This is a genomic window from Microbacterium sp. M1A1_1b (assembly GCF_053345565.1).
Window position 1 is genome coordinate 297,530 of the sequence record NZ_JBKFAJ010000002.1, and the last position, 22,410, is coordinate 319,939.

Genomic DNA, 22,410 nt, shown 5'->3' on the forward strand with positions numbered 1-22,410 from the left:
CCTCAGGGGACCAGGCGGTCCGAGCGGTAGCGGTCGAACAGGTCCGTGAAGGCCCGCTCGGTCCGCCGGTACCCGGTGAACCCGGCCTCGCGGCTCTTGCTCATGTCGGTGACGACCTCCATCGCCCGGCCGAGGTCGGCGTCGGTGTGCCACCAGGACGCCAGGCGGGTGATGTCCGGCTCGACCAACCCGTGACGCGCCGCGATCGCCGGCCACGCCGACTCGTGGGGGGCCATCTGCTGCTCGAGCGGTCGCGGCGCGTCCTGGTACCCGACGACCCGCGCCGGGTCCACGCCGAGGTGTGCGGCCAGTCGTGGCCACATCCAGCGCCAGCGGAAGACGTCGCCGTTGACGATGTTGAACGGCTCGTCGGCACCCTCGGGCGACGTCGCCGCCCAGACCATGTGCTCGGCCAGCAGTCCGGCGTCGGTCATGTCGGTCAGGCCGTCCCACTGCGCCTGGCTGCCCGGGAACACGAAGTCCAGGTCGAGCTCCTTGGCCAGGGTCGCCTGCACCGCGATGGTCAGCCCCATGTTCATCGCGTTGCCGACGGCGTGGCCGATGACGGTGTGCGAGCGGTGCACCGACCACGTGAAGCCCTGGCGCGCGGCGGCGGCCATCAGCTCGTCCTCTTGCGCGTAGTAGAAGTTCGGGGTGTCGAGCCGCGGCTCCTCCTCGTGGAAGGGCGTGTCGGGCATCTCGCCCGCGGCGTAGGCCTCGAACGGGCCGAGGTAGTGCTTCAGGCCGGTGACCAGGGCGACGTGCTCGAGCGGCGCGTGGTCGAGCGCGGCGAGCAGGTCGCGCACCATCCCGCCGTTCACGGTGATGTTCTCGGCCTCGGTGGCCTGTCGCTGCCACGCGGTGAAGAAGACGTGCGTCGGCTGCTCGTCCGCCAGTGCGGTTCGGAGCGAGTCCGGGTCGCGCAGGTCCGCGGCGATGCCACGCACACCGTCACGCGTGCCGGCGCTCCGCGACAGGGCCGAGACCTGCCATCCGTCGGCGCTCAGCCGCTGCACGAGCGCCGAGCCGGTGATCCCGCTGGCGCCCACGACCAGGGCGCGGCGGTGGGGGAGGGTGGACTGCGGTGCGGTTGCGTCAGGAGTCATCCCGGCCGACAACACGTGTCGGCCGTGGTCTGTTCCCTCAGCGCGGACGACGGATCCGGATCGGGCCCTTCGCCGTGGACGGATCGACCACCGATCCCCCCTGCGTGATCTCGACCTCGCCCCGGGCGACCATCCGGCGGGCAGCACGGCGGGCGGGCTCCATCAGGTCGCGCCAGTCGTCGCCGCCGATCGCGCGCGCGGCATCGGACGGACAGATGCTCGACGTGCGGGCACGGGCGTCGAGGAGCTGGTCGATGATGCGTTCCAGGTGCCGGTCCGTGTCGTCGACCTTGTGCCGTCGGCAGGTGTCGGAACAGTACTTCGCGTCGGCCGCGGCGTTCGACGGCATCCGACGACCGCACGACGCGCAGGTGCGCTCGGCCTGCGCAGCGGCACTGCGCGCGGCATCGTCCTCGGTACGGATCGCTCGTCCCATGACCCCATCTTCGTCCGGCGGTGCTGCGGCACGTCCAGCTGGCACTGGCACGATCAGAGCAGTGACCCCCGACACCGCAGCAGTCCGTCCGCACGAACCGGAGTGGGTGCGCCACGTCATGTGGTGGCACGTCTACCCACTGGGCTTCGTCGGCGCCGATGTCCGTCCGGACACGTCCGTCGCAGACCGTGCGGTGGAGCACCGGCTCGACCGGATCACCCCCTGGCTCGACCACATCGTCGACCTCGGGCTGAACGGCCTGCTGCTCGGCCCGGTCTTCGCCAGTTCGACCCACGGCTACGACACGGTCGACCACCTGCAGATCGACCCGCGTCTGGGCGACGACGACGACTTCGACGCACTCGTCCGCGCCGCACACGACCGGGGCGTCCGTGTGCTGCTCGACGGCGTCTTCAACCACGTCGGCCGCGAGCACCCGGCGTTCCGTGCACTCGAGGCGCAGGGGCCGGATGCGCCCACCGCCGACCTGTTCGCCGTCGACTGGTCCGGGTGGCAGCCGGGGCAGCCCGTGCCGGTCGGCGACTTCGAGGGCCACGACATCCTGGTGGCGCTCGACCACGACACCCGCGCGACCGAGGACCTGGTGGTCGAGGTGATGACGCACTGGCTGGGACGCGGCGTCGACGGGTGGCGGCTCGACGCGGCGTACGCGGTCCCGCCGGCGTTCTGGGCGCGGGTGCTGCCGCGCGTGCGGGAGCGGTTCCCGGACGCCTGGTTCAGCGGCGAGGTCATCCACGGTGACGCGGCGGCGATCGTCACGGCGTCGACGATGGACTCGACGACGCAGTACGAACTGTGGCAGGGCATCTGGCACGGCATCGCGGACCGGAACTGCCACGAGCTCGCCCACGCGATCGAACGGCACGACGCCCTGCTGCCGACCTTCGTCCCGACGACGTTCGTGGGCAACCACGACGTCACCCGGATCGCCAGCGCCGTGGGGGAGCGGTTCGCCGGGCACGCTGCGGCGGTGCTGTTCACGGTCGCCGGCACGCCGATCGTCTACGCGGGCGACGAGTACGGCTGGACGGGTGTGAAAGAGGAACGCGAGGGTGGCGACGACGCCGTCCGACCCGAGTTCCCCGCGACACCGCCGACCGCCGACACGCTGACGCACGCGTACGAGGCGCTCGTCGCCCTGCGGCGTCGCGCACCCTGGCTGCACCGTGCCCACACCGACGTCACGCACCTGACGAACACGGCGGTCGTCCTGCGCACCGCGACGGCCGACGCCGCAGTGGTGACCGCCCTGAACCTGGGCGACGACCCCGTCGAGCTGCCCGTGGCCGACGCGACGCAGGTCGAGGCGGGCGGGGGCGACCTGCGGGACGCGACCCTGCGCCTCCCGGCCGCCGGATGGGCCGTCCTGTCGGGCTGACGCCCGCCCTGCCCACCCTCCCCACAACGCGAAAGCGACAGTTCGCCACCGATGTCCGGTGGCGAACTGTCGCTTTCGCGCGGAAGACGCGCAGGAGACGCGCTGACCGCTACTTGCGCGCGGACGCCGCCCGGCGCTTGTTGAACACGTCGAACGCGACGGCGGCGAGCAGCACCAGGCCCTTGATGAGCGACTGGTACTCGGTGCCGACACCGAGGATCGACATGCCGTTGTTCAGCAGACCGATGATGAGACCACCGACGATGGCGCCCGGCACGGTGCCGATGCCCCCCGTGACGGCCGCGCCACCGATGAACACGGCGGCGATGGCGTCGAGCTCGAAGCCGTTGCCGGCACCCGGTGCCGCCAGGTTGAGCTGGCCCGTGAAGACCACACCCGCCAGTGCCGAGATGACGCCCATGTTCACGAAGAGCAGGAACGTGACGCGCTTGGTCTTCACACCGGACAGCTGCGCGGCCAGGGCGTTGCCGCCGATCGCGTAGATGTGCCGACCGAACACCGCGCTGCGCATGACGACCGAGTAGATGACCACCAGGGCACCCAGGACGACGAGCACGATCGGGGTGCCGTTGTAGCTGGCGAGCAGCAGCGCCACGTAGATCACGAGCACCGCGCCGAACGCCGTCTTCACGATGAACCAGGCGAACGGCTCGCTCTCGAGCTGGTACTTGCGACGCGTCGCACGACCGCGGAAGGCCGTGATCACCATGACCGCTGCGGCCGCGAAGCCCAGGATCATCGTGAGCGGCTCGTACCCGCTGGTGCCGAACGACGGCAGGAAGCCGGAGCCCAGCGAGCGGAACCCGGTCGGGAAGGGCGAGATCTGCTGGTTCTGCAGGACGATCTGCGCCGCACCACGGAACGCGAGCATGCCCGCCAGGGTGACGATGAAGGCCGGGATCCCGAAGTAGGCGATCCAGAAGCCCTGCCAGGCACCGACCAGTGCACCGACCACCAGGCAGAGCACGACGGCGATGGGCCACGGGATGTGCCACTGCGTGATCATCACACCGGCCATGGCGCCCGTGAAGGCGACGACCGAACCGACCGACAGGTCGATGTGGCCGGCGATGATGACCATCACCATGCCGATCGCCAGGATCAGGATGTAGCTGTTCTGGACGATCAGGTTCGAGACGTTGATCGGGGCGAGCGTGATGCCGTTCGTCGTCACCTGGAAGAAGATGACGATGACGATCAGCGCGATGAACAGGCCGATCTGTCGGAGCTGTCCGGTGAGGTAGCCGACGGCGGACTTAAGCGCGTTCATTGACAGGGGTCTCCCGTTCCTGGGTCATGTACTGCATGAGGACCTCGGGCGTGGCCTCGGAGCGGGGCACGTCAGCGGTGATGGTGCCCTCGGACAGGGTGTAGATGCGGTCGCAGATGCCGAGGAGCTCGGGGAGCTCGGAGGAGATGACGATGACGCCCTTCCCCTGGTCTGCGAGCTGGTTGATGATCGTGTAGATCTCGTACTTCGCGCCGACGTCGATGCCGCGCGTGGGCTCGTCGAGGATCAGCACGTCGGGGTCGGCGTACATCCACTTGGACAGCACGACCTTCTGCTGGTTCCCGCCGGAGAGCTTCCCCGTCACGACGTCGACGTTCGGCGCCTTGATGTTGAGGCTCTTGAGGAACTGCGACGCGACGGTGGTCTCTTCGGACGCGTTGACGAAGCCCCACTTGGCGAGCTTGCCGAGCGCCGACCCGGAGACGTTCCGCTTGATGTCGTCGATCAGGTTCAGGCCGTAGCGCTTGCGGTCCTCGGTGACGTAGGCGATGCCGTTGTCGATCGCCTGCGAGACCGTGTGCGTCTTGATCTGCTGGCCGCGCTTGTACACGGTGCCGCTGATGCCGGTGCCGTAGGACTGCCCGAACACGCTCATCGCGAGTTCGGTGCGCCCGGCGCCCATCAGACCCGCGATGCCGACGACCTCGCCGGCGCGGACGTTGAGGTTCGCCTGGTGGATGATCTCCCGCGAGGAGTCGAGCTGGTGGTGCACGGTCCAGTCCTCGATGCGCAGGAGTTCCTCGCCGATGACGGGGGCTTCACGCTCGGGGTACCGGTTCGACAGGTCACGACCGACCATCCCGCGGATGATCCGGTCCTCGGACACGTCGTCGGCGTGCATGTCGAGCGTCTCGATGGTCTTGCCGTCGCGGATGATCGTGACCTTGTCCGCGATCGCCTTGATCTCGTTGAGCTTGTGGCTGATGATGATCGCCGTCATGCCCTCGGCCTGCAGCGTGCGGATCAGCTCGAGCAGGTGCGCCGAGTCGTCGTCGTTCAGGGCAGCGGTCGGCTCGTCGAGGATGAGCAGCTTGACCTTCTTGGACAGGGCCTTCGCGATCTCGACCAGCTGCTGCTTGCCGACACCCAGGTCCACGATCTTGGTGACCGGGTTGTCCTTGAGCCCGACGCGCTTGAGCAGCTCGGCGGCCGTCAGGTTCGTCTTGTTCCAGTCGATGAAGCCGCCCTTGGACTGCTCGTTGCCGAGGAAGATGTTCTCGGCGATCGACAGGAAGGGGCTCAGCGCGAGCTCCTGGTGGATGATCACGACGCCCGATGCCTCGGAGTCGTTGATGTCGGAGAACGACACGGGCTTGCCGTCGAGCAGGATCTGGCCGTCGAAGGAGCCGTGCGGGTACACGCCCGACAGCACCTTCATCAGCGTCGACTTGCCGGCGCCGTTCTCGCCGCAGATCGCGTGGACCTGTCCGCGTTCGACCGCGATCGAGACCCCCTGCAGGGCCTTGACGCCGGGGAACGTCTTCGTGATGTCCCGCATCTCGAGGATGGTGTCCGCCATGTGGACGCCTTTCCGTCGTGCGCGCTGGGCGCGCTGGTGGAGACGGACAGGAGGCGCGGTGCGAGCGTGCGCCGCGCCTCCTGTCCGTGAGATGGGTTGCGACTACTTCAGGTCGGCTTCGGTGTAGTAGCCCGAGTCGATGAGGACTTCCTTGTAGTTGTCCTTCGTGACGACCGTCGGCTGGAACAGGTAGGTCGGGACGACCTTGACCTTGTTGTCGTAGCTCTTGGTGTCGTTGACCTCGGGCTTCTTGCCGGTGAGCAGGTCCTCCGCCATGGTGACGGACTGCTTGGCCAGCTTGCGCGTGTCCTTGTAGATGGTCGAGTACTGCTGACCCGCGATGATCGACTTGACCGAGGCGGCCTCGGCGTCCTGGCCCGTGATGATCGGGAGGGGACGGTCACTGGTGCCGTAGCCGGCGCCCTGCAGAGCCGAGATGATGCCGATCGACATGCCGTCGTAGGGCGAGAGCACGCCGTTCAGCGTGGTGCCGCCCGAGTAGGACTTGGCGATCAGGTTCTGCATGCGGGACTTGGCGGTCGCCGGGTCCCACTGCTGCGTCGCGGCCTGCGAGAGCTGGTCCTGGCCGGACTGGATCTTCAGCGTGCCGTCGGCGATGTACGGCTTCAGGGTCTCCATCGCGCCGTTGAAGAAGAAGCTCGCGTTGTTGTCGTCGAGCGAGCCGGCGAAGACCTCGATGTTGAAGGGGCCCTTCTTGCCGGTCTTCTTGCCGTCGGCGTCCAGGACACCCAGGCCCGTCAGCAGGCTGTTCGCCTGGTCGACGCCGACCTTCTCGTTGTCGAACGACACGTAGTAGTCGACGTTCTTGTTGCCCGTCAGCAGGCGGTCGTAGGAGATCACCTTGATGCCGGCCTTGGCGGCGGCGTCGAGCTGGTCGGAGAGCGCGCCACCGTCGATCGACGCGATGATCAGGACCTTCGCGCCCTTGGTGATCATGTTGCTGACCTGCTGGGCCTGCTGCTGGACCTTGTTGTCCCCGTACTCCAGGTCGACCTTGTAGCCGGCCTTCTCGAGGTCGCTCTTGACGGCGTTGCCGTCCTTGATCCAGCGCTCGGAGACCTTGGTCGGCATGGCGACGCCCACCAGGGCGCCCTTGTTGTCGGTGGAGCTGCCGGTGTCGGCGGCACCACGGCCGCCGGCGGAGCAACCGGCGAGTGCGATGGCGATGCCGAGGGCGGCGACGCCCGCGACGATCCTGCGCTTCATCATCGAAGTACCTCATGTTCCCGTCACGTCGACATCGACGTGAGCTGTGTGACCTCGGCTGCTGTGCCGTTGTCGGAGATGTGATCGCTCGGAGTGAGCGCTCACATACTGGGCTTTGTGTCACGCCCTGTCAACTCAGGACATGAGCGATCTGCAAGGGCGCGCCGGTCACGCCGGGCGGTACGGTTGCCCGATGACGACCACGGCGGCCGCGAACGGCAAGGGGCGGAAGGCTCCGACGATCTTCGACGTCGCCGAACGTGCGGGGGTGTCGCACCAGACCGTCTCCCGCGTGATCAACGGGGACCCGACCGTCCGCGACCACTTCCGCTCGCGTGTCACGACCGCCGTCGCCGAGCTCGGGTACCGGCCGCGCGCGGCTGCCCGGGCGCTCGCCGGCGGTCGCAGCAAGGCCCTCGGACTGGTGACAGCGGGGGATGCGCTCTACGGACCTTCCAGCACCGCGATCGGGTTCGAGCGCGCCGCCCGACACGCCGGCTACCACGTGCTGCTGTCGACGCTGCCCGAGGACCCGCGCCCGAACGACCTGTCGAACGCGCTCACCACGCTGCTGGCGCAGGACGTCGCCGCGGTCGTGCTCGTCGCCGCCGACAACCGCGTGCTCGACTCGCTCGCGTCGCTGACCGTGCCGGTCGACGTGCCCGTGGTCGTGTCGAACGCGGTGCAGCGGGATGCCCGGCGCGCCGAACGGCTGCCCACGGTGGCGGCCGTCGCGATCGACCAGGCCGCCGGCACCCGGATGGCGATGCGGCACCTGTTCGACCGTGGGTACCGCCGCATCGTGCACATCGCGGGGCCGACCGTGTCACAAGAGGCCGAGGTGCGCCGGGCGACCTACCTCGAGGTGATGACCGGCGCCGGACTCGAGCCCGTGGTGCTCGACGGCGACTGGACCCCGGTGAGCGGGTTCGCGGCCGCCCGGACCCTCGACACCACCGCGGTCGACGCGGTGTTCTGCGGGAACGACCAGATGGCGCTCGGGGTGCTGCACGCCTTCGCGGACGACGGGCTGCGCGTGCCGGACGACATCGCCGTGGTCGGTTTCGACGACATCCCCGAGGCGGCGCACTTTACCCCGCCACTGACCACCGTCCGGCAGGACTTCAAGGCGATGGGCGAGCAGGTGCTCGCCACCGCCCGGTCGCTGGTCGAGGGTGAGCCGCTCGACGAGATCCTGCTGCAGCCCGAGCTCGTGGTGCGCCGCTCGGCGTAGCGCGAGGTTGCTGCGCGGCGCGAGGCTGACCGCGTGGTGCGCGGTGCGAGGTTGACCGCGTGGTGCGCGGTGCGAGGTTGACCGCGTGGTGCGCGCTTGTTCCGCGGCACCGGGCGGCCAACCTCGCACCAGCGGCGAAGCTCGCACGGTGCTCGGTCGGTCCGAGATCAACACGGCGCCGCACCGTGCCGCGAACCCCGCACCGTGCGCGCCCGGCGTCAGCCCTTCAGCGCCCCGGACGACAGGCCCGCGACGTAGAACCGCTGCAGCCCGATGTAGAGCGCGATGCACGGGATCATCGCCACGACCGACCCCGCCACCAGGTTGCCGTAAGACACCTGCCCGTAGGCACCCGTCTGCAGGTTGAGCAGCGCGACCGGCAGCGTGTACAGCGAGTCCTTCGTCAGGAACGTCAGCGCCCCGAGGAACTCGGTCCACGAGGCCAGGAACGCGTACAGCGCCGCGGTGGCCGCACCGGGCAGCAGCAGCGGGCGGAGCACCGACACGACGACCCGGAAGCGCGACGCACCGTCGACGAACGCGGAGTCCTCGAGTTCGGTGGGCACCGACTCGAACGCGTTCCGCATCACGAACACCCCGAAGGGCAGGTTCACCGTCGTGTAGAAGAGCACCAGCCCGAGCAGCGAGTTCGTCAGCTTCAACGCGTTCATCTCGAGGTACAGCGGCGTCAGGATCGCCTGGAACGGCACCATCATCGTGAGCAGGACCAACCCGAACACGAGCCCTGCGCCGCGGAACCGGAAGCGGGCGAACCCGTACCCGGCCATCGTCGCCAGGACCGCGGTCAGGACGGCCGTCGACACCGACACGATCAGCGAGTTCAGGACGCCGGTCAGCAGGTGCGACGACGACCCGAACACGGCCGCGAAGTTCTGCCACCCGAGTCGGAAGAACGTCGCCGGGTCCGGCGCCGCGGTGATGACGGCCTCGGGCTGGAACGCCCGCAGGATCGCCCAGACCAGCGGGACGCCGAACACCAGCGCCGCTCCGATGCCGGCGATGGCGTACAGGGTGCGCTTGACGACGGTGTCGCGGGGGTGCTGCACGCTGCCCTGGTGGTGGCGGCGGCGTCGGCCGGGGTCGGTGGTCAGCGTGCGGGTCGAGGCGTCGGGCACGGGTGCGACGGCACGGGAGGTGGTGGTGCTCATGGCGTCAGTCCTTCTCTCGGAGTGCCCAGAACTGGAACAGGGTGACCGCCGCGATGACCACGACGAGGGCGATCGACTCGGCCGTGGCGGCGCCGAGCTGTAGGTTCACGAACCCGCGGTTGTAGATGGCGTTGACGATCGTCGTGGTCTCGGTACCGGGGCCGCCCTGCGTCAGGATGTAGAACTGGTTGAACGCGAGCAGCGAGCCGATCACCGAGATGATCACGCTCAGCGCGATCGTCTGGCGGATCATCGGCAGCGTGATCAGGCGCTCGGTCTGCCACCACGACGCGCCCTCGAGCTGCGCGGACTCGTAGACCTCGTCGGGGATGCCCTGCATGGCGGACATCAGCAGCACCATCGTCAGCCCGGACACCGCCCAGACGACCAGGACGCAGATCAGCCCGGTCGCGAGCGGGCCGTTGACCAGCCACGCCGTGCTGCCGTCGGTGATGTGCAGTGCCTTCAGCACGATGTTGACGGCGCCCGAGCCGGGCTGCGCCTCGAGCACGAGCATGAAGCTCAGGGTGGTCAGGCCGACGACGTACGGCAGGAAGAAGACCGTCCGCAGCAGGGTCGAGCCGCGCCGTCGTGCTCGGACCAGGATCGCCAGGAAGTACCCGAGCACCAGGATCGGCACGGTCACGATCGCCGTGTACAGCAGCGTGTACCCGATCGCGTGCACGAAGGTCGGGTCCTGGAACAGCGTCGCGTAGTTCTGCAGCCCGATGAACCGGTACGGGCCGATCAGCGGCCAGTTGGTGAACGAGATGTACAGCGCGAACAGCAGCGGCACCAGGACGAACACGGCGACGAACAGGATCGCCGGGGTGACGAGCAGCGCACCGGCGCGCGGCGGGTGCGTGAGGGAGTTCCGGGACGGGCCGGAGCCGCGACCGAGGGGTCGACGGCCGACGGCCGAGCGCTTCGCCGAGATGGTCGACATGACGTGCACCTCTCTGTGCAGCGGGTGGAACCGGGTGGAACGGGGTGGTCCGGGACGGATCGACGGCCGGACCGGGGCTCGGTCAGGCCTGGACCTGGTCGAGGATCCGCTGGTAGTCGGACTCGGCGGTGCGCATGGCGCCGGACACGCCGTCGCCGAACACGGCTTCGCGGAACATCGCGAAGTACGGCGACGACGGCTGGTTGACCAGCAGGTTGTACGCCAGGGTGCGCGGCGCGTACCCCTTGTCGATCGCATCGAGCGGTCCGGACGCCAGCGGGAACTGCTTGCGGTACGCCGGCGTCGCGGCGTCGGCCCTGGTGGGGAAGTACCCGCCGTCCGGCAGCAGCTGCTGTTGCTGGAGCGAGTTCGCGTACTGCATGAAGGCCCACCCGCCGGACGGGTTCGCCGCACCGTTCGGGATGCACATGTTGTCGCCGCCATCGAAGAACGACCGGCGACCGTCCGCGCTCGGGATGAGGACCGTGCGCATCTTCGCCCGCATCGCCTTCGTCGCGGCCGGCACCGCGGCGCCGTACGACGTCGGCATGATCCCGACCTTCCCCGCACGGAAGTCGGCGCCCCAGGTGGTGCCGGCATCCGAGAACGTCGCTCGGCTGAGCGAGCCGTCCTTCCACAGCTTCCGGTAGAACTCGAGCATCTGTGTCAGTGCGTCGTTCCCGGTGATGTTCGCGCGCTGCTTGCCCACCTCGCCGGACATCATGTCGACGCCGGTGGCCCACACGTGCGGCTGGGTGACGAAGCCGATGATCCCGGCCGAGTTGCCCGCGATCGTCCACCCGTACACGTCGTCGCCGGTCTTCCGGATGCGCTTCGCCGCGTCGGCCAGGCTGTCGAGGTCCTTCGTGGCGTCCTCGACGTCGAGCCCGGCCCGCTCGAACAGCTCGGTGTTGACGAACAGCTGCGAGTTGTCGGCCAGGTAGGGCAGCCCGTACAGCCGGTCGCGGTACTCCAGCAGCCGCAGGTGCCCCGTCGACAACTCGTCGAAGTAGTCCAGGCCCTTGACCACGTCGGTCAGGTCGGCGAACGCTTCGCGGAAGATGAACAGCTGCGAGTTGATGTCGTCGAGGTCGACGACGTCCGGCGGCTCGCCCCCGCGGATGGCCGTCGCGAGCTTGGTCACGTACTGGCCGTCCGGCACCGGGGTCAGCTCGACCTGCAGCTTCGGGTTGCTCTTGTTGAAGCCCGCGACGGCACTGGTCAGGCCGGCCTGGGTGGCCGCGCGGCACCAGACGTGCACGGTTCCGGTGGCCCGGACACCGAACCCGGCGACCTGCGCGTCCACCTTGGGCAGGGTGCCGGAGCACCCCGCCAGCATCAGTGCTGCTCCGCCGGCGAGGCCGCCGGCCAGGAACACTCTGCGGTCCACGGCGGTGCCTAGGCGTCCAGCGGGAGCCAGACCCGCATCGGGACGGCACCGCGGTTGGCCCACGCGTAGTACGGGATCGCGACGGCCGTGACGGACTGGAGGCGCGGCTCGGCCCCGCCGCCACCGCTCACGTCGTCGACGCTGGTCGCGGTGCGGGCCGCACCCGCGCCTCCCGGCCCGGTCGCCGTGTCGAGACGGCGGTACGGCCATGCTGCCTGGGGGTGTCCCGCCGGTGCGTGTGCCGGGATCCGCAGGGTCACGACGCCGTCGAGCAGGTCGTCGCGGGGGGCCTCGGTGATCACGGCACCGGGGTCGATCGTCAGGTCGTCGACCGTGAAGCCGTCCTGGTCGGGTTGTTCGACCGCGTAGACGAGCGGTCCGCGTTCGATCGCGACCTGTCCGCGCGCCGCGTCGATGCGGGTGTCGGCGACGTAGCGGTGCGGGGTGGTGTCGAAGACGACCTCGACCGTGTCGCCGACCTGCCAGTCCCGCTCGACGGTGTGCAGCGTGCCCGCAGTGGGGTGCTCGGTCGTGCCGTCGACGGTGACCGTCGTCGTGTCGGACCACGCCGGCACCCGGATGCCGAGCGCGAGCGGGCCCGCCTGCGTCACGGTGATCCGCACCGTGCCGTCGTGGGGGTAGCCCGTCTCGACGGACACCGGACCCAGGTCGGCGGTGGCGTACTGGTGCAGCTGGAGACCGCCGTCGGTCGCCGTCGCCAGGTAGCCGTCCAGGCTGGCGAAGGTCCGCATGATGTTGGGCGGGCAGCACGCGCAGTCGAACCAGCCGCGGCGTCCGTGGGCGGGGGAGCGGTTCTCGTCGGCGTGTGCGTGGTCGCGGTGCTGCAGCGGGTTGACGTAGAAGTACTCGGTGCCGGCCAGGCTGACGCCGGGCAGGAACGCGTTGTACAGCAGCCGCTCGACCGCGTCGGCGTACTCGGGCTTGCCGGTCGCCAGCAGCAGGCGCCAGGCCCACTGCACGCCACCGATCGCCGCGCAGGTCTCGGCGTAGCCACGGTCGGTCGGCAGCTCGTACGGGTCACCGAACGCCTCGAAGTCCCAGCGCGCGCCGAGGCCGCCCGTGATGAAGGCCTTGGTCGCCATCATGTCGGCGAACTGGCGCTCGCTCGCGGCCAGCAGCTCGGCGTCACCGGTCTCGATCGCGACGTCGACGGCGCCGGCGGCCAGGTACACGGCACGGACCGCGTGGCCCTCGACCGTCGTGGCCTGGCGGCTCGGTACCCGGTCGGAGAAGTAGGTCGGTTCGCCGCCGGCGCGCTCGATGATGCCGTGTCCGCGGGCGTCGACGAACCAGTGCGCCAGGTCGAGGTAGGCGCGGGTGCCGGTCTCGCGGTACAGCTCGACCAGGCCCATCTCGACCACGGGGTGCCCGTCGATGTCGCGCACCTGGTCGGGGCCGTCGCCGAAGGTCCGCACCAGGTGGTCGGCGTTCTTCGTCGCGACGTCGAGCAGGGCCGTCTCACCGGTTGCCCGGGACTGCGCCACGGCCGCCTGCATGAGGTGGCCGGCGCAGTACATCTCGTGGCTCCACTTGAGGTCCGTGTACCGCGCGCCGTCGAAGCGGACCTGCTGCACGGAGTCGATGTAGCCGTCGTCCGCCTGCGCCGCGGCGATGAGCGCGGTGACCTCGTGCTGCAGGTCGCGCAGGTCATCGGCGGGTTCGCGCCCGAGCTCCCAGGCGACCGCCTCGAGCCACTTGTAGACGTCGGAGTCCATGAAGATCGGCCCGACGACCTCGCCCTGCTCGGTGCCGGCGGCGATCCGCAGGTTCCGGAAGTTGCCCGCCGTCTCGAGCTGGCGGTACCCGTCGCGGACGGCATCGCGGCCGTTGCGCTGCTGACGCAGGTGCCAGAAGCCGCCGGTGATCCGCGCGTGGCCCGCAGGCAACGGTCGGAACGTCAGGTGCGCGTCCGCCGTCGGCAGGACCGGGGTCGCGGTGCGGGCACGGTGCTCGGTCGCGAGGGTGGTGCTCATGTCGTCTCCTGCTGTCGTCGTTGACACGGTCCGCTTGTCGCGGAAAACGCTTTCTGGGTGGAACGCTACGACAGGCACCTTCGGGGCGCAAGGGTGAATCGCCCGGATGATCGTATGATCGTCATCGCGACGCCGATCCGGAAAGGAGTTGCCGTGACACTTGAGCGACCCGTGCGGATCACCGACGTGGCAGCGCTCGCCGGGGTGTCGATCGGCACCGCGTCGAAGGCGCTGAACGGCACCGGGCAACTCCGCGACGCCACGCGGGAACGGGTGAAGGACGCCGCCGAGCGACTCGGGTTCGTCGGGGACGCCCGGGCCCGCGCGCTGGCATCGGGCCGGACCTACACGGTGGGCATGATCACCACCGACTCGTTCGGCCGGTTCTCGATCCCGGTGCTGCTCGGCGCCGAGGACGTCCTGTCCGCCGGGCAGATGGCCGTGCTGCTGTGCGACACCCGTGACGACCACGTGCGCGAGACCCACTACCTGCGATCGTTGGTGGCCCGCGGGGTCGACGGCATCATCGTCACCGGCCGCTCCGCCGACGCCCGCCCACCCATCGACGTGTCGATCCCGGTCGTCTACGCGTTCACGCCCTCGACGGACCCCGCCGACGTGTCGGTCACGCTCGACGACACCCACGGTGCGGGCCTGGTGGCGTCACACCTGCTGACGCTCGGGCGGCGCGACGTGGCGATCGTGACCGGCCCGGCCCGGCACAGCTCCGCGTCCCGCCGCGTCGAGGGGGCGTCCCGGACGCTCGGGTCATCGCTCGTCGCGCCCCCGCTGTACGGCGAGTGGTCGGAGCGGTGGGGTCGGCAGGCGGTCGACGTGCTGGTGCGCGGCGGGGTGCGGGTGGACGGGATCGTGTGCGGGTCGGACCAGATCGCGCGCGGCGTGTGCGACCGGCTGCGGGAGCTCGGACGGTCCGTCCCACAGGACGTCGCCGTGACCGGGTTCGACGACTGGGACGTGATGGCGCTGTCGAGCCGGCCGCCACTGACGACGGTCGACCTGCGGCTCGAGGAGCTCGGTCGGGTCGCCGGGCAGGCCCTGCTCGACCTGATCGAGGGCTCCACCGCCCGGTCCGCCGTCGTGACCCCGTCGCTCGTGCTGCGCGAGAGCACGCTCGGCGCCTGACGCGGGCGGGCCTGCGCCGTCTCGTGGTCCCCGAGGTCGCCCCGTCCCGCTCCCGCCCCGCGCCGACCTCGCCCGTCCCGGCGCCCCTCGCCCCCTTCTCGAGTGGTCGCAACACCCCGCTCGTGTCCGTCGAGTGGTCGGAGAACGTCGGTTCAGGAGCGCCGGATCGACGATGTGTGACCGGTCGGCGTCCGGCGAGCGGGGTGTCGTGACCGCTCGGGGGCCTCCGGCGGGCCTCCGGCGGGCCTCAGCGGGCCTCAGCGGGCCTCCGGCGTGGTCCGTGCGCGCCGCGTTGCGGGAGTGAGCGCTCACGTGCCAGGATGTGAGCGCTCACCCGATGACGGTGGCACGGACGACGGAGTCTCGGGAGGACACCATGGGCGAGGACCGCCGACAGCAGGTCGCGGACGGCCGGACGACCCTGGGGATCGAACTCGGATCGACGCGCATCAAGGCCGTCCTGATCGACGAACAGCACCGCCCGATCGCCAGCGGCGACCACGAGTGGGAGAACGCCTTCGTCGACGGCCGTTGGACCTACTCGCTCGAGTCCGTCGAGTCCGGACTGCAGGCCGCGTACGCCGCCCTGGTCGCCGACGTCGAGTCGCAGTACGGCGTCCGCCCGACGTCGTTCCGCGCCGCGGGCGTCTCGGCGATGATGCACGGCTACCTGGCCTTCGACGGCGCCGGCGAGTTGCTCGTGCCCTTCCGCACGTGGCGGAACACCTCGACCGGACCCGCGGCCGAGCAGCTGAGCGAGCACTTCGGCTTCAACGTCCCGCTGCGCTGGTCCGTCGCGCACCTGTACCAGGCCGTCCTCGACGAGGAGCCCCACGTCGCCGAGACCGCCCGGGTCACCACGCTCGCCGGGTACGTCCACCACCGTCTGACGGGTCGGGACGTCCTCGGTGTCGGCGACGCGAGCGGCATGTTCCCGATCGACCCCTCGACCCGCGACTACGACGCCGGGATGCTCACCACCGCCGATGCGCTGATCGGCGCGGACGTCCGCGCGCTCCTGCCCGAGGTCCTGGTCGCCGGACAGGACGCCGGCACCCTGACGCCCGAGGGTGCCGCGTGGCTCGACCCGACCGGCACGCTCGAGCCCGGCGTGCCGCTGTGCCCGCCGGAGGGTGACGCCGGCACCGGCATGGTCGCGACGAACGCGGTCGCGCCCCGCACCGGCAACGTCAGCGTCGGCACGAGCATCTTCGCGATGGTCGTCCTCGAACGCCCCCTCGGCACCCCGCACGAGGAGCTCGACGTCGTCACCACCCCCGCCGGTGACGCTGTGGCGATGGTGCACTGCAACAACGGTGCGAGCGAGATCGCCGCGTGGGCCCGCGTGTTCGGCCGGTTCTCCGACGCTGCGGCCGAGCGGACCGGGAGCGCCCGGGTCGACATCGACGACGTGTACGCGACGCTGCTGGCCGAGGCGGCGGACGCCGACCCGGACGCCGGCGGTCTGCTCTCCTACAACTACCTGGCGGGCGAGCCCGTCACCGGGGTCGCCGACGGCCGACCGGTGCTCGTCCGCAGTCCCGACGGCCGCTTCACGCTCGGCAACCTGGTCCGCGCCGAGGTGCAGGGCGCGTTCGCGACCCTGGCGATCGGCATGGACGTGCTGCACGGCGAGGACGTCGCCGTCGACCGGATGACCGCACACGGCGGGCTCTTCCGGACGCCCGGCACCCCGCAGCAGCTGCTCGCAGCCGCACTCGAGGTGCCCGTCGCGCTCGAGGAAACCGCGGGCGAGGGCGGCGCCTGGGGCATCGCGGTGCTCGCGGCGTACCTGCAGCACGCCGGGGACACCGACCTGACGACCTACCTGGCCGCGCAGGTCTTCGGCGGCGACAGCGTGCACGTGGCCGAGCCGGACGAGCGCGACGTCGCCGGTTTCCGCGCCTACCTGGCGCGCTTCCGCGCCGGGCTGCCGCTGCAGGCCGCAGCGGTGGCCGCGACCCGACCCACCGCCCACGGCGAGCCGACGGACGGAGCCGAGCCGGGCCTCCAGTCCGACGCGGCTGACCCGGCCGACCGCACCGAGAAGGAGCCGACCCGATGACCGATCCGAGCCCGCAGGACCCGACCACCCAGCAGGCGGTGGCCGCCACCCGCGAACGCGTCGCACGCCTGCACGGCGAGCTGGTCCGCTACGGCCTGGTCATCTGGACGGGCGGCAACGTCTCGGAGCGCGTCCCCGGCACCGACCTGTTCGTCATCAAGCCCAGCGGGGTCTCCAGCGACGACCTGACCCCCGAGAACCAGGTGGTCTGCACGCTGGACGGTGTCCCCGCGGACGGCTGGGGCAACGCCCACGGCCCGAGCTCCGACACCGCCGCGCACGCCTACGTCTACCGGAACATGCCCGAGGTCGGCGGCGTCGTGCACACCCACTCCACGTACGCCACCGCGTGGGCGGCCCGCGCCGAAGAGATCCCGTGCGTGATCACCGCGATGGCGGACGAGTTCGGCGGCCCGATCCCGGTGGGCCCGTTCGCGATCATCGGCGACGACTCGATCGGCCACGGCATCGTCGAGACGCTCAGCGGTCACCGGAGCCGTGCGGTGCTCATGCAGAACCACGGCGTGTTCACGATCGGCAAGGACGCGAAGGACGCCGTCAAGGCCGCGGTGATGTGCGAGGACGTCGCACGCACCGTGCACATCGCCAAGCAGGGCGGCGACCTCGTGCCGATCGCCCCCGAAGACATCGATCGACTCTTCGATCGCTACCAGAACGTCTACGGACAGAACCCTGAAGGAGCCATGCGATGACGCAGGTGAACCCCCGAGCAACGCTCGACAGCTACGAGATCTGGTTCCTCACCGGTTCGCAGGGCCTGTACGGCGAAGAGACGCTGCGCCAGGTCGAGGAGCAGAGCCGCGCGGTGCACGCCGAGCTGGCGCCGCACGTGCCCGTGACGCTCGTCTGGAAGCCCGTGCTGAAGGACGCCGACGGCATCCGCCGCGCCCTGATCGAGGCCAGCGCCGACGACAAGGTGATCGGTGTCACGGCCTGGATGCACACGTTCAGCCCCGCCAAGATGTGGATCGGCGGCCTGAACGCGCTGACCAAGCCGCTGCTGCACCTGCACACGCAGGCGAACGTCGTGCTGCCCTGGGCGGACATCGACTTCGACTTCATGAACCTCAACCAGGCCGCGCACGGCGACCGCGAGTTCGGCTACGCCCTCGCCCGCATGGGGGTGCGCCATGCGACCGCGATCGGCCACGTCTCCGACGAGCGCGTGCAGCTGCGCGTCGCGAACTGGAGCCGTGCCGCCGCCGGTGCCGCCGCGATCCGCGAGCTCAAGCTCACGCGCTTCGGCGACAACATGCGCTACGTCGCCGTCACCGAGGGGGACAAGACCGAGGCGGAGATCGAGCTCGGCGTGCAGGTCAACACCTGGGCCGTGAACGAGCTGGCCGCAGCGGTGTCCGACGCGGAAGGCGACGCGGCAGCGGTCGACGCGCTCGTCGCCTCGTACGACGAGTCGTACGACCTGGTGCCGGAGCTGCAGGACGGCGGCGCCCGTCGCCAGTCGCTGCGGGACGGCGCCGCGATCGAACTGGGCCTGCGCGCGCTGCTGGAGCAGAACGGGTCCGCCGCGTTCACGACGAACTTCGAGGACCTCGGCACGCTCAAGCAGCTGCCGGGCCTGGCGGTCCAGCGCCTGATGGCGGACGGCTACGGCTTCGGAGCCGAGGGTGACTGGAAGACCGCGGTGCTGGTGCGCGCGATGAACGTCGCCGGCGCCGGACTGCCCGGTGGTGCCTCGCTCATGGAGGACTACACGTACGACCTGACGCCCGGTGCGGAGAAGATCCTCGGCGCCCACATGCTCGAGGTCTCCCCGACCCTGTCGTCCACGAAGCCCACGCTCGAGATCCACCCGCTCGGCATCGGCGGCAAGGACGACCCGGTGCGCCTGGTCTTCACGGCCGACTCCGGTGAGGCCGTCGTGGTCGCCCTGTCGGACACCCGCGACGGGTTCCGGCTGACCGCGAACGTCGTCGACGTGGTGCCGCCGACCGAGGCGCTCCCGAAGCTGCCCGTCGGCCGTGCCGTCTGGGAGCCCCGTCCGTCGTTCCCCGTCGCCGCCGAGGCCTGGCTGACCGCCGGCGCCGCCCACCACACCGTCATGACGACGGCCGTGGGGCTGCAGGTGGTCGAGGACCTGGCGACGATGCTCGGCACCGAGTTCCTGGTCATCGACGAGCACACGACCTCGCGCGGCTTCCGCGACGAGGTCCGGGGCCAGCAGACCTGGCACCGGCTCGACCGCGGGTTCTGACCCGTGGCACGCGCCAACTGGGCGGGCAACGTCACGTACCGGGCCTCGGCCCTGGCACGCCCGACATCGGTCGACGAGCTGCAGTCGCTCGTCGCGTCGACGCCGCGCCTGACGGCGCTCGGGTCCACGCACTCGTTCAACGAGATCGCGGACACCGACGCCGTGCAGGTGACGCTGGCCGACCTGCCGCAGGTGGTCGAGGTCGACACCGAGCGACGTGTCGCCCGGGTCGCGGCCGGCATGACGCACGCGCAGGTCGCGGTCGCCCTGGAGGCCCGTGGCTGGGCACTCGCGAACCTGGCGTCCCTGCCGCACATCTCCACGGCCGGGGCGGTCGCCACCGGCACCCACGGTTCCGGGGTGCGCAACCCGTCGCTCGCGCAGTCGGTGGTCGGCCTCGAGCTGGTGCGTGCTGACGGTTCACTCGCGCGGGTGTCCGGGTCCGGCGTCGGCGCCGGGTCCGTCGTCGGCGCCGACGTCGGCGCCGACGTCGGCGCCGTCGCCGGTGCCGAGCTCGACGCCCACCGGGTCGCACTCGGTGCGCTGGGGGTCGTCACGACGGTGGAGCTGGCGATCGAGCCGTCGTTCCAGGTCGCCACGACCGTGCACACCGGGCTCGGGTGGGACGTCGTCGACGAGCACTTCGAGACGGTCATGTCCGCCGGGTACAGCGTCAGCATGTTCACGGGCTACACCGACGAGGGCGTCCGACAGGTCTGGACCAAGCGCCGCACCGATCGCGACGAACCGGTGTTCGACCTGCAGGCTGTGGGTGCCGTCGCCGGTACCGCGCCGATCCACCCCGTGCCGGGGTCCGACGTCGCGGGGGTCACCGACCAGCAGGGCGTTCCCGGGCCGTGGCACGAGCGGCTGCCGCACTTCCGCTCGGCGTTCACCCCGTCGGCGGGCGAGGAGATCCAGGCGGAGTGGCTGGTGCCCGCCGAGGCCGCCGTGCCCGCGATCCAGGCGCTCCGCACGATCGGCGACCAGCTCGCCCCGGTGCTGTTCGTGTCCGAGATCCGACGGATCGCCGCGGACCAGGCCTGGCTCGCGCCGAGCTCCGAGCGCGACTCGGTGGCGTTCCACTTCACGTTCCACCGCGACCCCGGGGCCGTCGTGTCGCTGCTGCCGGTCATCGAGGACGTGCTCGCGCCGTTCGACCCGCGGCCGCACTGGGGCAAGGTGTCGGCGGCGTCACCCGAGCGGCTGCACCAGGCCTACCCGCGGCTGGCGGCGTTCGCGGCGCTGGCGCGGGAAGTCGACCCGGCCGGCCGGTTCCGCAACCCGTTCCTGGAGCGCGTGCTGGGCTGACGGGCCGTCAGTGGCGTGGCGCGAAATGACGCGGCCAGCGCCGGGAACCGGTTCTCCCAGGCAGCGCGCGCTCGTCCGGGGATCAAGAGATCGGCCCAGACCGAGCGGAGCCGAGTCGGGTTGAGGATCGCGACGAGGTCCTCGATGCGGCCCTCTTGGATCACCGACTGGTACGCCTTGTCGACCCCGTCGTCCGTGTCGAGATACACCACCGGGTTCGGTCCCCAGTAGACATTCACGGGGAGTTCGAGCAGGCCGCGTTCCGGTCCGTGGAGGTCTTCGAGACGCGCAGGTACGGCATAGGGCTTCACATTGCTGTACAACACACGGTTCGACGTCATTGCCAGAACTCCTCGAAGCAAGCCTGGGGATCTCGTCCCGCCCATGCCAGGGGCGCGGTGTGCGGGCGAAGACATCAGGGTGGCTTGGCTGTTGTTCGACGACGAGGAGCGGTCGCGCCGCTGGCTGCGACGCGACCGCCCGTCTCACTGGCCCCTGCGGTACAGGTCGTGCAGGAACCGTGCGACGGTCACGAGCAAGCTCGCGACCCCCAGCCACGGGACCTGACGCCTGGGCCGGCGCTCGTCGTCGTCGGACATCGAGTACCTCCTGGTGTCATCACCGGCGGACACGAGGAGCAGTCGGCCAGGGGTGTGGAGCCGAGCGGGCTCGGCTACACTGACTCCCGAGTGTTCGACTCGGGGAAGTCTGTTTTCCCCTGGCTCTCCACTCGGAGAGCGAACCGAAGCCCGGAACTGTTGTCGCAGTTCCGGGCTTCACTCGTTCGCCCTGGGGTCGCACTCCGGTGGTGATGCGCCCCCACGTCCAGCCTAGCGATACTGATGTTCCAGTCGAGCTCCCAGGGGATCGAGATGGGTTCTCCGGGTGATGCACCGCCGGGGTGCTGAGCGTTCACATGTGAGAACGCAAAGGTCGACGCATGGCGAACCTCTCTCGATTCATCGGCATGGCCTCGAAGGTCATCAGCAAGCAGATGCAGCAGCGCGGCCAGGGGAGTGCCCCGGTCGGCAACCGGCAGCCGCCGCAGGGTGGCACCGACTGGCGTGACATGGTGCGGAGCGCAGCCGACAAGCTGACCGGCGACGACCGGAGCCAGCCGCAGCCGCCGCAGTACGGCCAGCGTCCGCCGCAGCAGCAGTACGGCCAGCCGCAACAGCACACCCGCCCGCAGCAGCCCGGCCCCGTCGACGCCGACAAGGTGGCGCTGGCGAAGTACGACTACCTGCTGCGCACCGCATCGCCCGACCAGCTGGAGCAGGTCCACCACGACGCGTTCGCGCGGCTCACCCCCGAGCAGCGGCAGCAGGTGCTCCAGCGCATGAACGCCGAGCTCCCGCCGCACGACCGGCCCGCGGACGCCTCGGCAGGTGGCTTGGCGCGCGCGATGACCCGCGGCGAGGTCGCACGGCCTGGCATGGCCCGCCGTGTCCTCGGTGGTGCAGCCGTCGGCGCCGGCGCGATGGCGCTCGGCGGCATCGCGGTGGCGGTCGCCGGCGGCGCGGTCATGAGCGCGGCGGCCGGACCAGTGCTGGCAGGCGCTGCCGACCTCGGCCTGGACTTCGAGGGGATCGCGTCGGGCTTCGGCGACGTCGGACTGGCCGACCTGGGCGGGGACCTGGGCGCCGGCGTCGACGGGTTGACAGAGCAGGCTTCCGGGCTCGGCGAACAGGCGTCCGGCCTCGGGGAACAGGCGTCGGGCCTCGGCAACGACCTGCTCGGAGGGTTGTTCGACCGCTGACCCCGTGTGTCGGTCCCACGGATCGGGAATGGCGGCAGGGACGCACGGCTTGGATTGTTTCGTCGTGCGTCCTCTCGCGTGCCGCCAGCCCTGCGCGGTGCCAGGATGGACGCCGCCGTGGCGTGCAGTCCGCCGCGTGCACCGCAGCAACCACCCCCTCCGAGGAG

The 22,410-nt window shown here is 70.5% G+C and carries 18 protein-coding genes; 8 read left to right on the forward strand and 10 right to left on the reverse strand.

Annotated elements, in window-relative coordinates; all coding sequences use genetic code 11:
• Positions 1–2 precede the first annotated feature (2 nt).
• The gene (locus tag ACLBWP_RS06015; RefSeq protein WP_447654481.1) at positions 3–1,106 is read right to left on the reverse strand and encodes an SDR family oxidoreductase; all 1,104 of its coding nucleotides are present in this window, start codon (positions 1,104–1,106) and stop codon (positions 3–5) included.
• Between the two features lie 37 nt (positions 1,107–1,143).
• Complete coding sequence (locus ACLBWP_RS06020; RefSeq protein WP_447654482.1) at positions 1,144–1,542, reverse strand: DUF3253 domain-containing protein; 399 nt, start codon at positions 1,540–1,542, stop codon at positions 1,144–1,146.
• Between the two features lie 61 nt (positions 1,543–1,603).
• Between ACLBWP_RS06020 and ACLBWP_RS06025 the strand changes: the two genes are divergently transcribed.
• Positions 1,604–2,941, forward strand: coding sequence for an alpha-amylase family glycosyl hydrolase (locus ACLBWP_RS06025; protein WP_447654483.1), 1,338 nt, complete (start codon positions 1,604–1,606; stop codon positions 2,939–2,941).
• 109 nt (positions 2,942–3,050) lie between these two features.
• On the opposite strand, the gene mmsB is transcribed toward ACLBWP_RS06025, so the two are convergent.
• The 3 genes from mmsB to chvE form a co-directional block, all read right to left on the reverse strand.
• Positions 3,051–4,232 (reverse strand): multiple monosaccharide ABC transporter permease, encoded by a 1,182-nt coding sequence (gene mmsB / locus ACLBWP_RS06030; RefSeq protein WP_243563037.1) that lies wholly within the window; start codon positions 4,230–4,232, stop codon positions 3,051–3,053.
• Positions 4,219–5,772, reverse strand: coding sequence for a multiple monosaccharide ABC transporter ATP-binding protein (mmsA, locus tag ACLBWP_RS06035; RefSeq protein WP_447654484.1), 1,554 nt, complete (start codon positions 5,770–5,772; stop codon positions 4,219–4,221). The genes mmsB and mmsA overlap by 14 nt, the downstream gene beginning before the upstream one ends.
• A gap of 102 nt (positions 5,773–5,874) precedes the next feature.
• Positions 5,875–7,002, reverse strand: a complete 1,128-nt coding sequence (gene chvE, locus ACLBWP_RS06040; RefSeq protein WP_447654485.1) for a multiple monosaccharide ABC transporter substrate-binding protein — start codon at positions 7,000–7,002, stop codon at positions 5,875–5,877.
• Between the two features lie 190 nt (positions 7,003–7,192).
• Between chvE and ACLBWP_RS06045 the strand changes: the two genes are divergently transcribed.
• Positions 7,193–8,233, forward strand: a complete 1,041-nt coding sequence (locus ACLBWP_RS06045) for a LacI family DNA-binding transcriptional regulator (RefSeq protein WP_243563040.1) — start codon at positions 7,193–7,195, stop codon at positions 8,231–8,233.
• A 218-nt stretch (positions 8,234–8,451) separates the two neighbouring features.
• Here the strand turns inward: ACLBWP_RS06045 and ACLBWP_RS06050 are convergent, their stop codons facing one another.
• The 4 genes from ACLBWP_RS06050 to ACLBWP_RS06065 form a co-directional block, all read right to left on the reverse strand.
• Positions 8,452–9,402: a carbohydrate ABC transporter permease gene (locus ACLBWP_RS06050; protein ID WP_243563041.1), complete on the reverse strand. Its 951-nt coding sequence runs from the start codon at positions 9,400–9,402 to the stop codon at positions 8,452–8,454.
• Between the two features lie 4 nt (positions 9,403–9,406).
• Entirely contained in the window at positions 9,407–10,348 is a 942-nt protein-coding gene (locus tag ACLBWP_RS06055; protein ID WP_243563042.1) for a carbohydrate ABC transporter permease, read from the reverse strand.
• A gap of 82 nt (positions 10,349–10,430) precedes the next feature.
• A complete protein-coding gene (locus tag ACLBWP_RS06060) occupies positions 10,431–11,738 on the reverse strand; it encodes an ABC transporter substrate-binding protein (RefSeq protein ID WP_243563043.1) in 1,308 nt (435 codons plus the stop codon).
• 8 nt (positions 11,739–11,746) lie between these two features.
• Positions 11,747–13,732 (reverse strand): glycoside hydrolase family 127 protein, encoded by a 1,986-nt coding sequence (locus tag ACLBWP_RS06065; protein WP_447654486.1) that lies wholly within the window; start codon positions 13,730–13,732, stop codon positions 11,747–11,749.
• Positions 13,733–13,885: 153 nt separating this feature from the next.
• On the opposite strand from ACLBWP_RS06065, the gene ACLBWP_RS06070 reads away from it, so the two are divergent.
• The 5 genes from ACLBWP_RS06070 (at position 13,886) to ACLBWP_RS06090 (ending at position 20,484) form a co-directional block, all read left to right on the forward strand.
• On the forward strand, positions 13,886–14,875 hold the full coding sequence (locus ACLBWP_RS06070; protein ID WP_447654487.1) for a LacI family DNA-binding transcriptional regulator: 990 nt from the start codon (positions 13,886–13,888) through the stop codon (positions 14,873–14,875).
• Between the two features lie 376 nt (positions 14,876–15,251).
• A complete protein-coding gene (locus ACLBWP_RS06075) occupies positions 15,252–16,940 on the forward strand; it encodes a xylulokinase (RefSeq protein WP_447654488.1) in 1,689 nt (562 codons plus the stop codon).
• A complete protein-coding gene (locus ACLBWP_RS06080; protein WP_447654489.1) occupies positions 16,937–17,653 on the forward strand; it encodes an L-ribulose-5-phosphate 4-epimerase in 717 nt (238 codons plus the stop codon). Before ACLBWP_RS06075 ends, ACLBWP_RS06080 begins: the two co-directional genes overlap by 4 nt.
• A complete protein-coding gene (gene araA / locus ACLBWP_RS06085) occupies positions 17,650–19,173 on the forward strand; it encodes an L-arabinose isomerase (protein ID WP_447654490.1) in 1,524 nt (507 codons plus the stop codon). The genes ACLBWP_RS06080 and araA overlap by 4 nt, the downstream gene beginning before the upstream one ends.
• Positions 19,174–19,176: 3 nt before the next feature.
• On the forward strand, positions 19,177–20,484 hold the full coding sequence (locus ACLBWP_RS06090) for an FAD-binding protein (RefSeq protein WP_447654491.1): 1,308 nt from the start codon (positions 19,177–19,179) through the stop codon (positions 20,482–20,484).
• Here ACLBWP_RS06090 and ACLBWP_RS06095 read toward each other — a convergent pair.
• On the reverse strand, positions 20,391–20,825 hold the full coding sequence (locus ACLBWP_RS06095) for a hypothetical protein (RefSeq protein ID WP_447654492.1): 435 nt from the start codon (positions 20,823–20,825) through the stop codon (positions 20,391–20,393). The genes ACLBWP_RS06090 and ACLBWP_RS06095 overlap by 94 nt on opposite strands.
• 599 nt (positions 20,826–21,424) lie before the next feature.
• On the opposite strand from ACLBWP_RS06095, the gene ACLBWP_RS06100 reads away from it, so the two are divergent.
• Complete coding sequence (locus ACLBWP_RS06100) at positions 21,425–22,243, forward strand: cation-transporting ATPase (protein ID WP_447654493.1); 819 nt, start codon at positions 21,425–21,427, stop codon at positions 22,241–22,243.
• Positions 22,244–22,410: the final 167 nt, after the last annotated feature.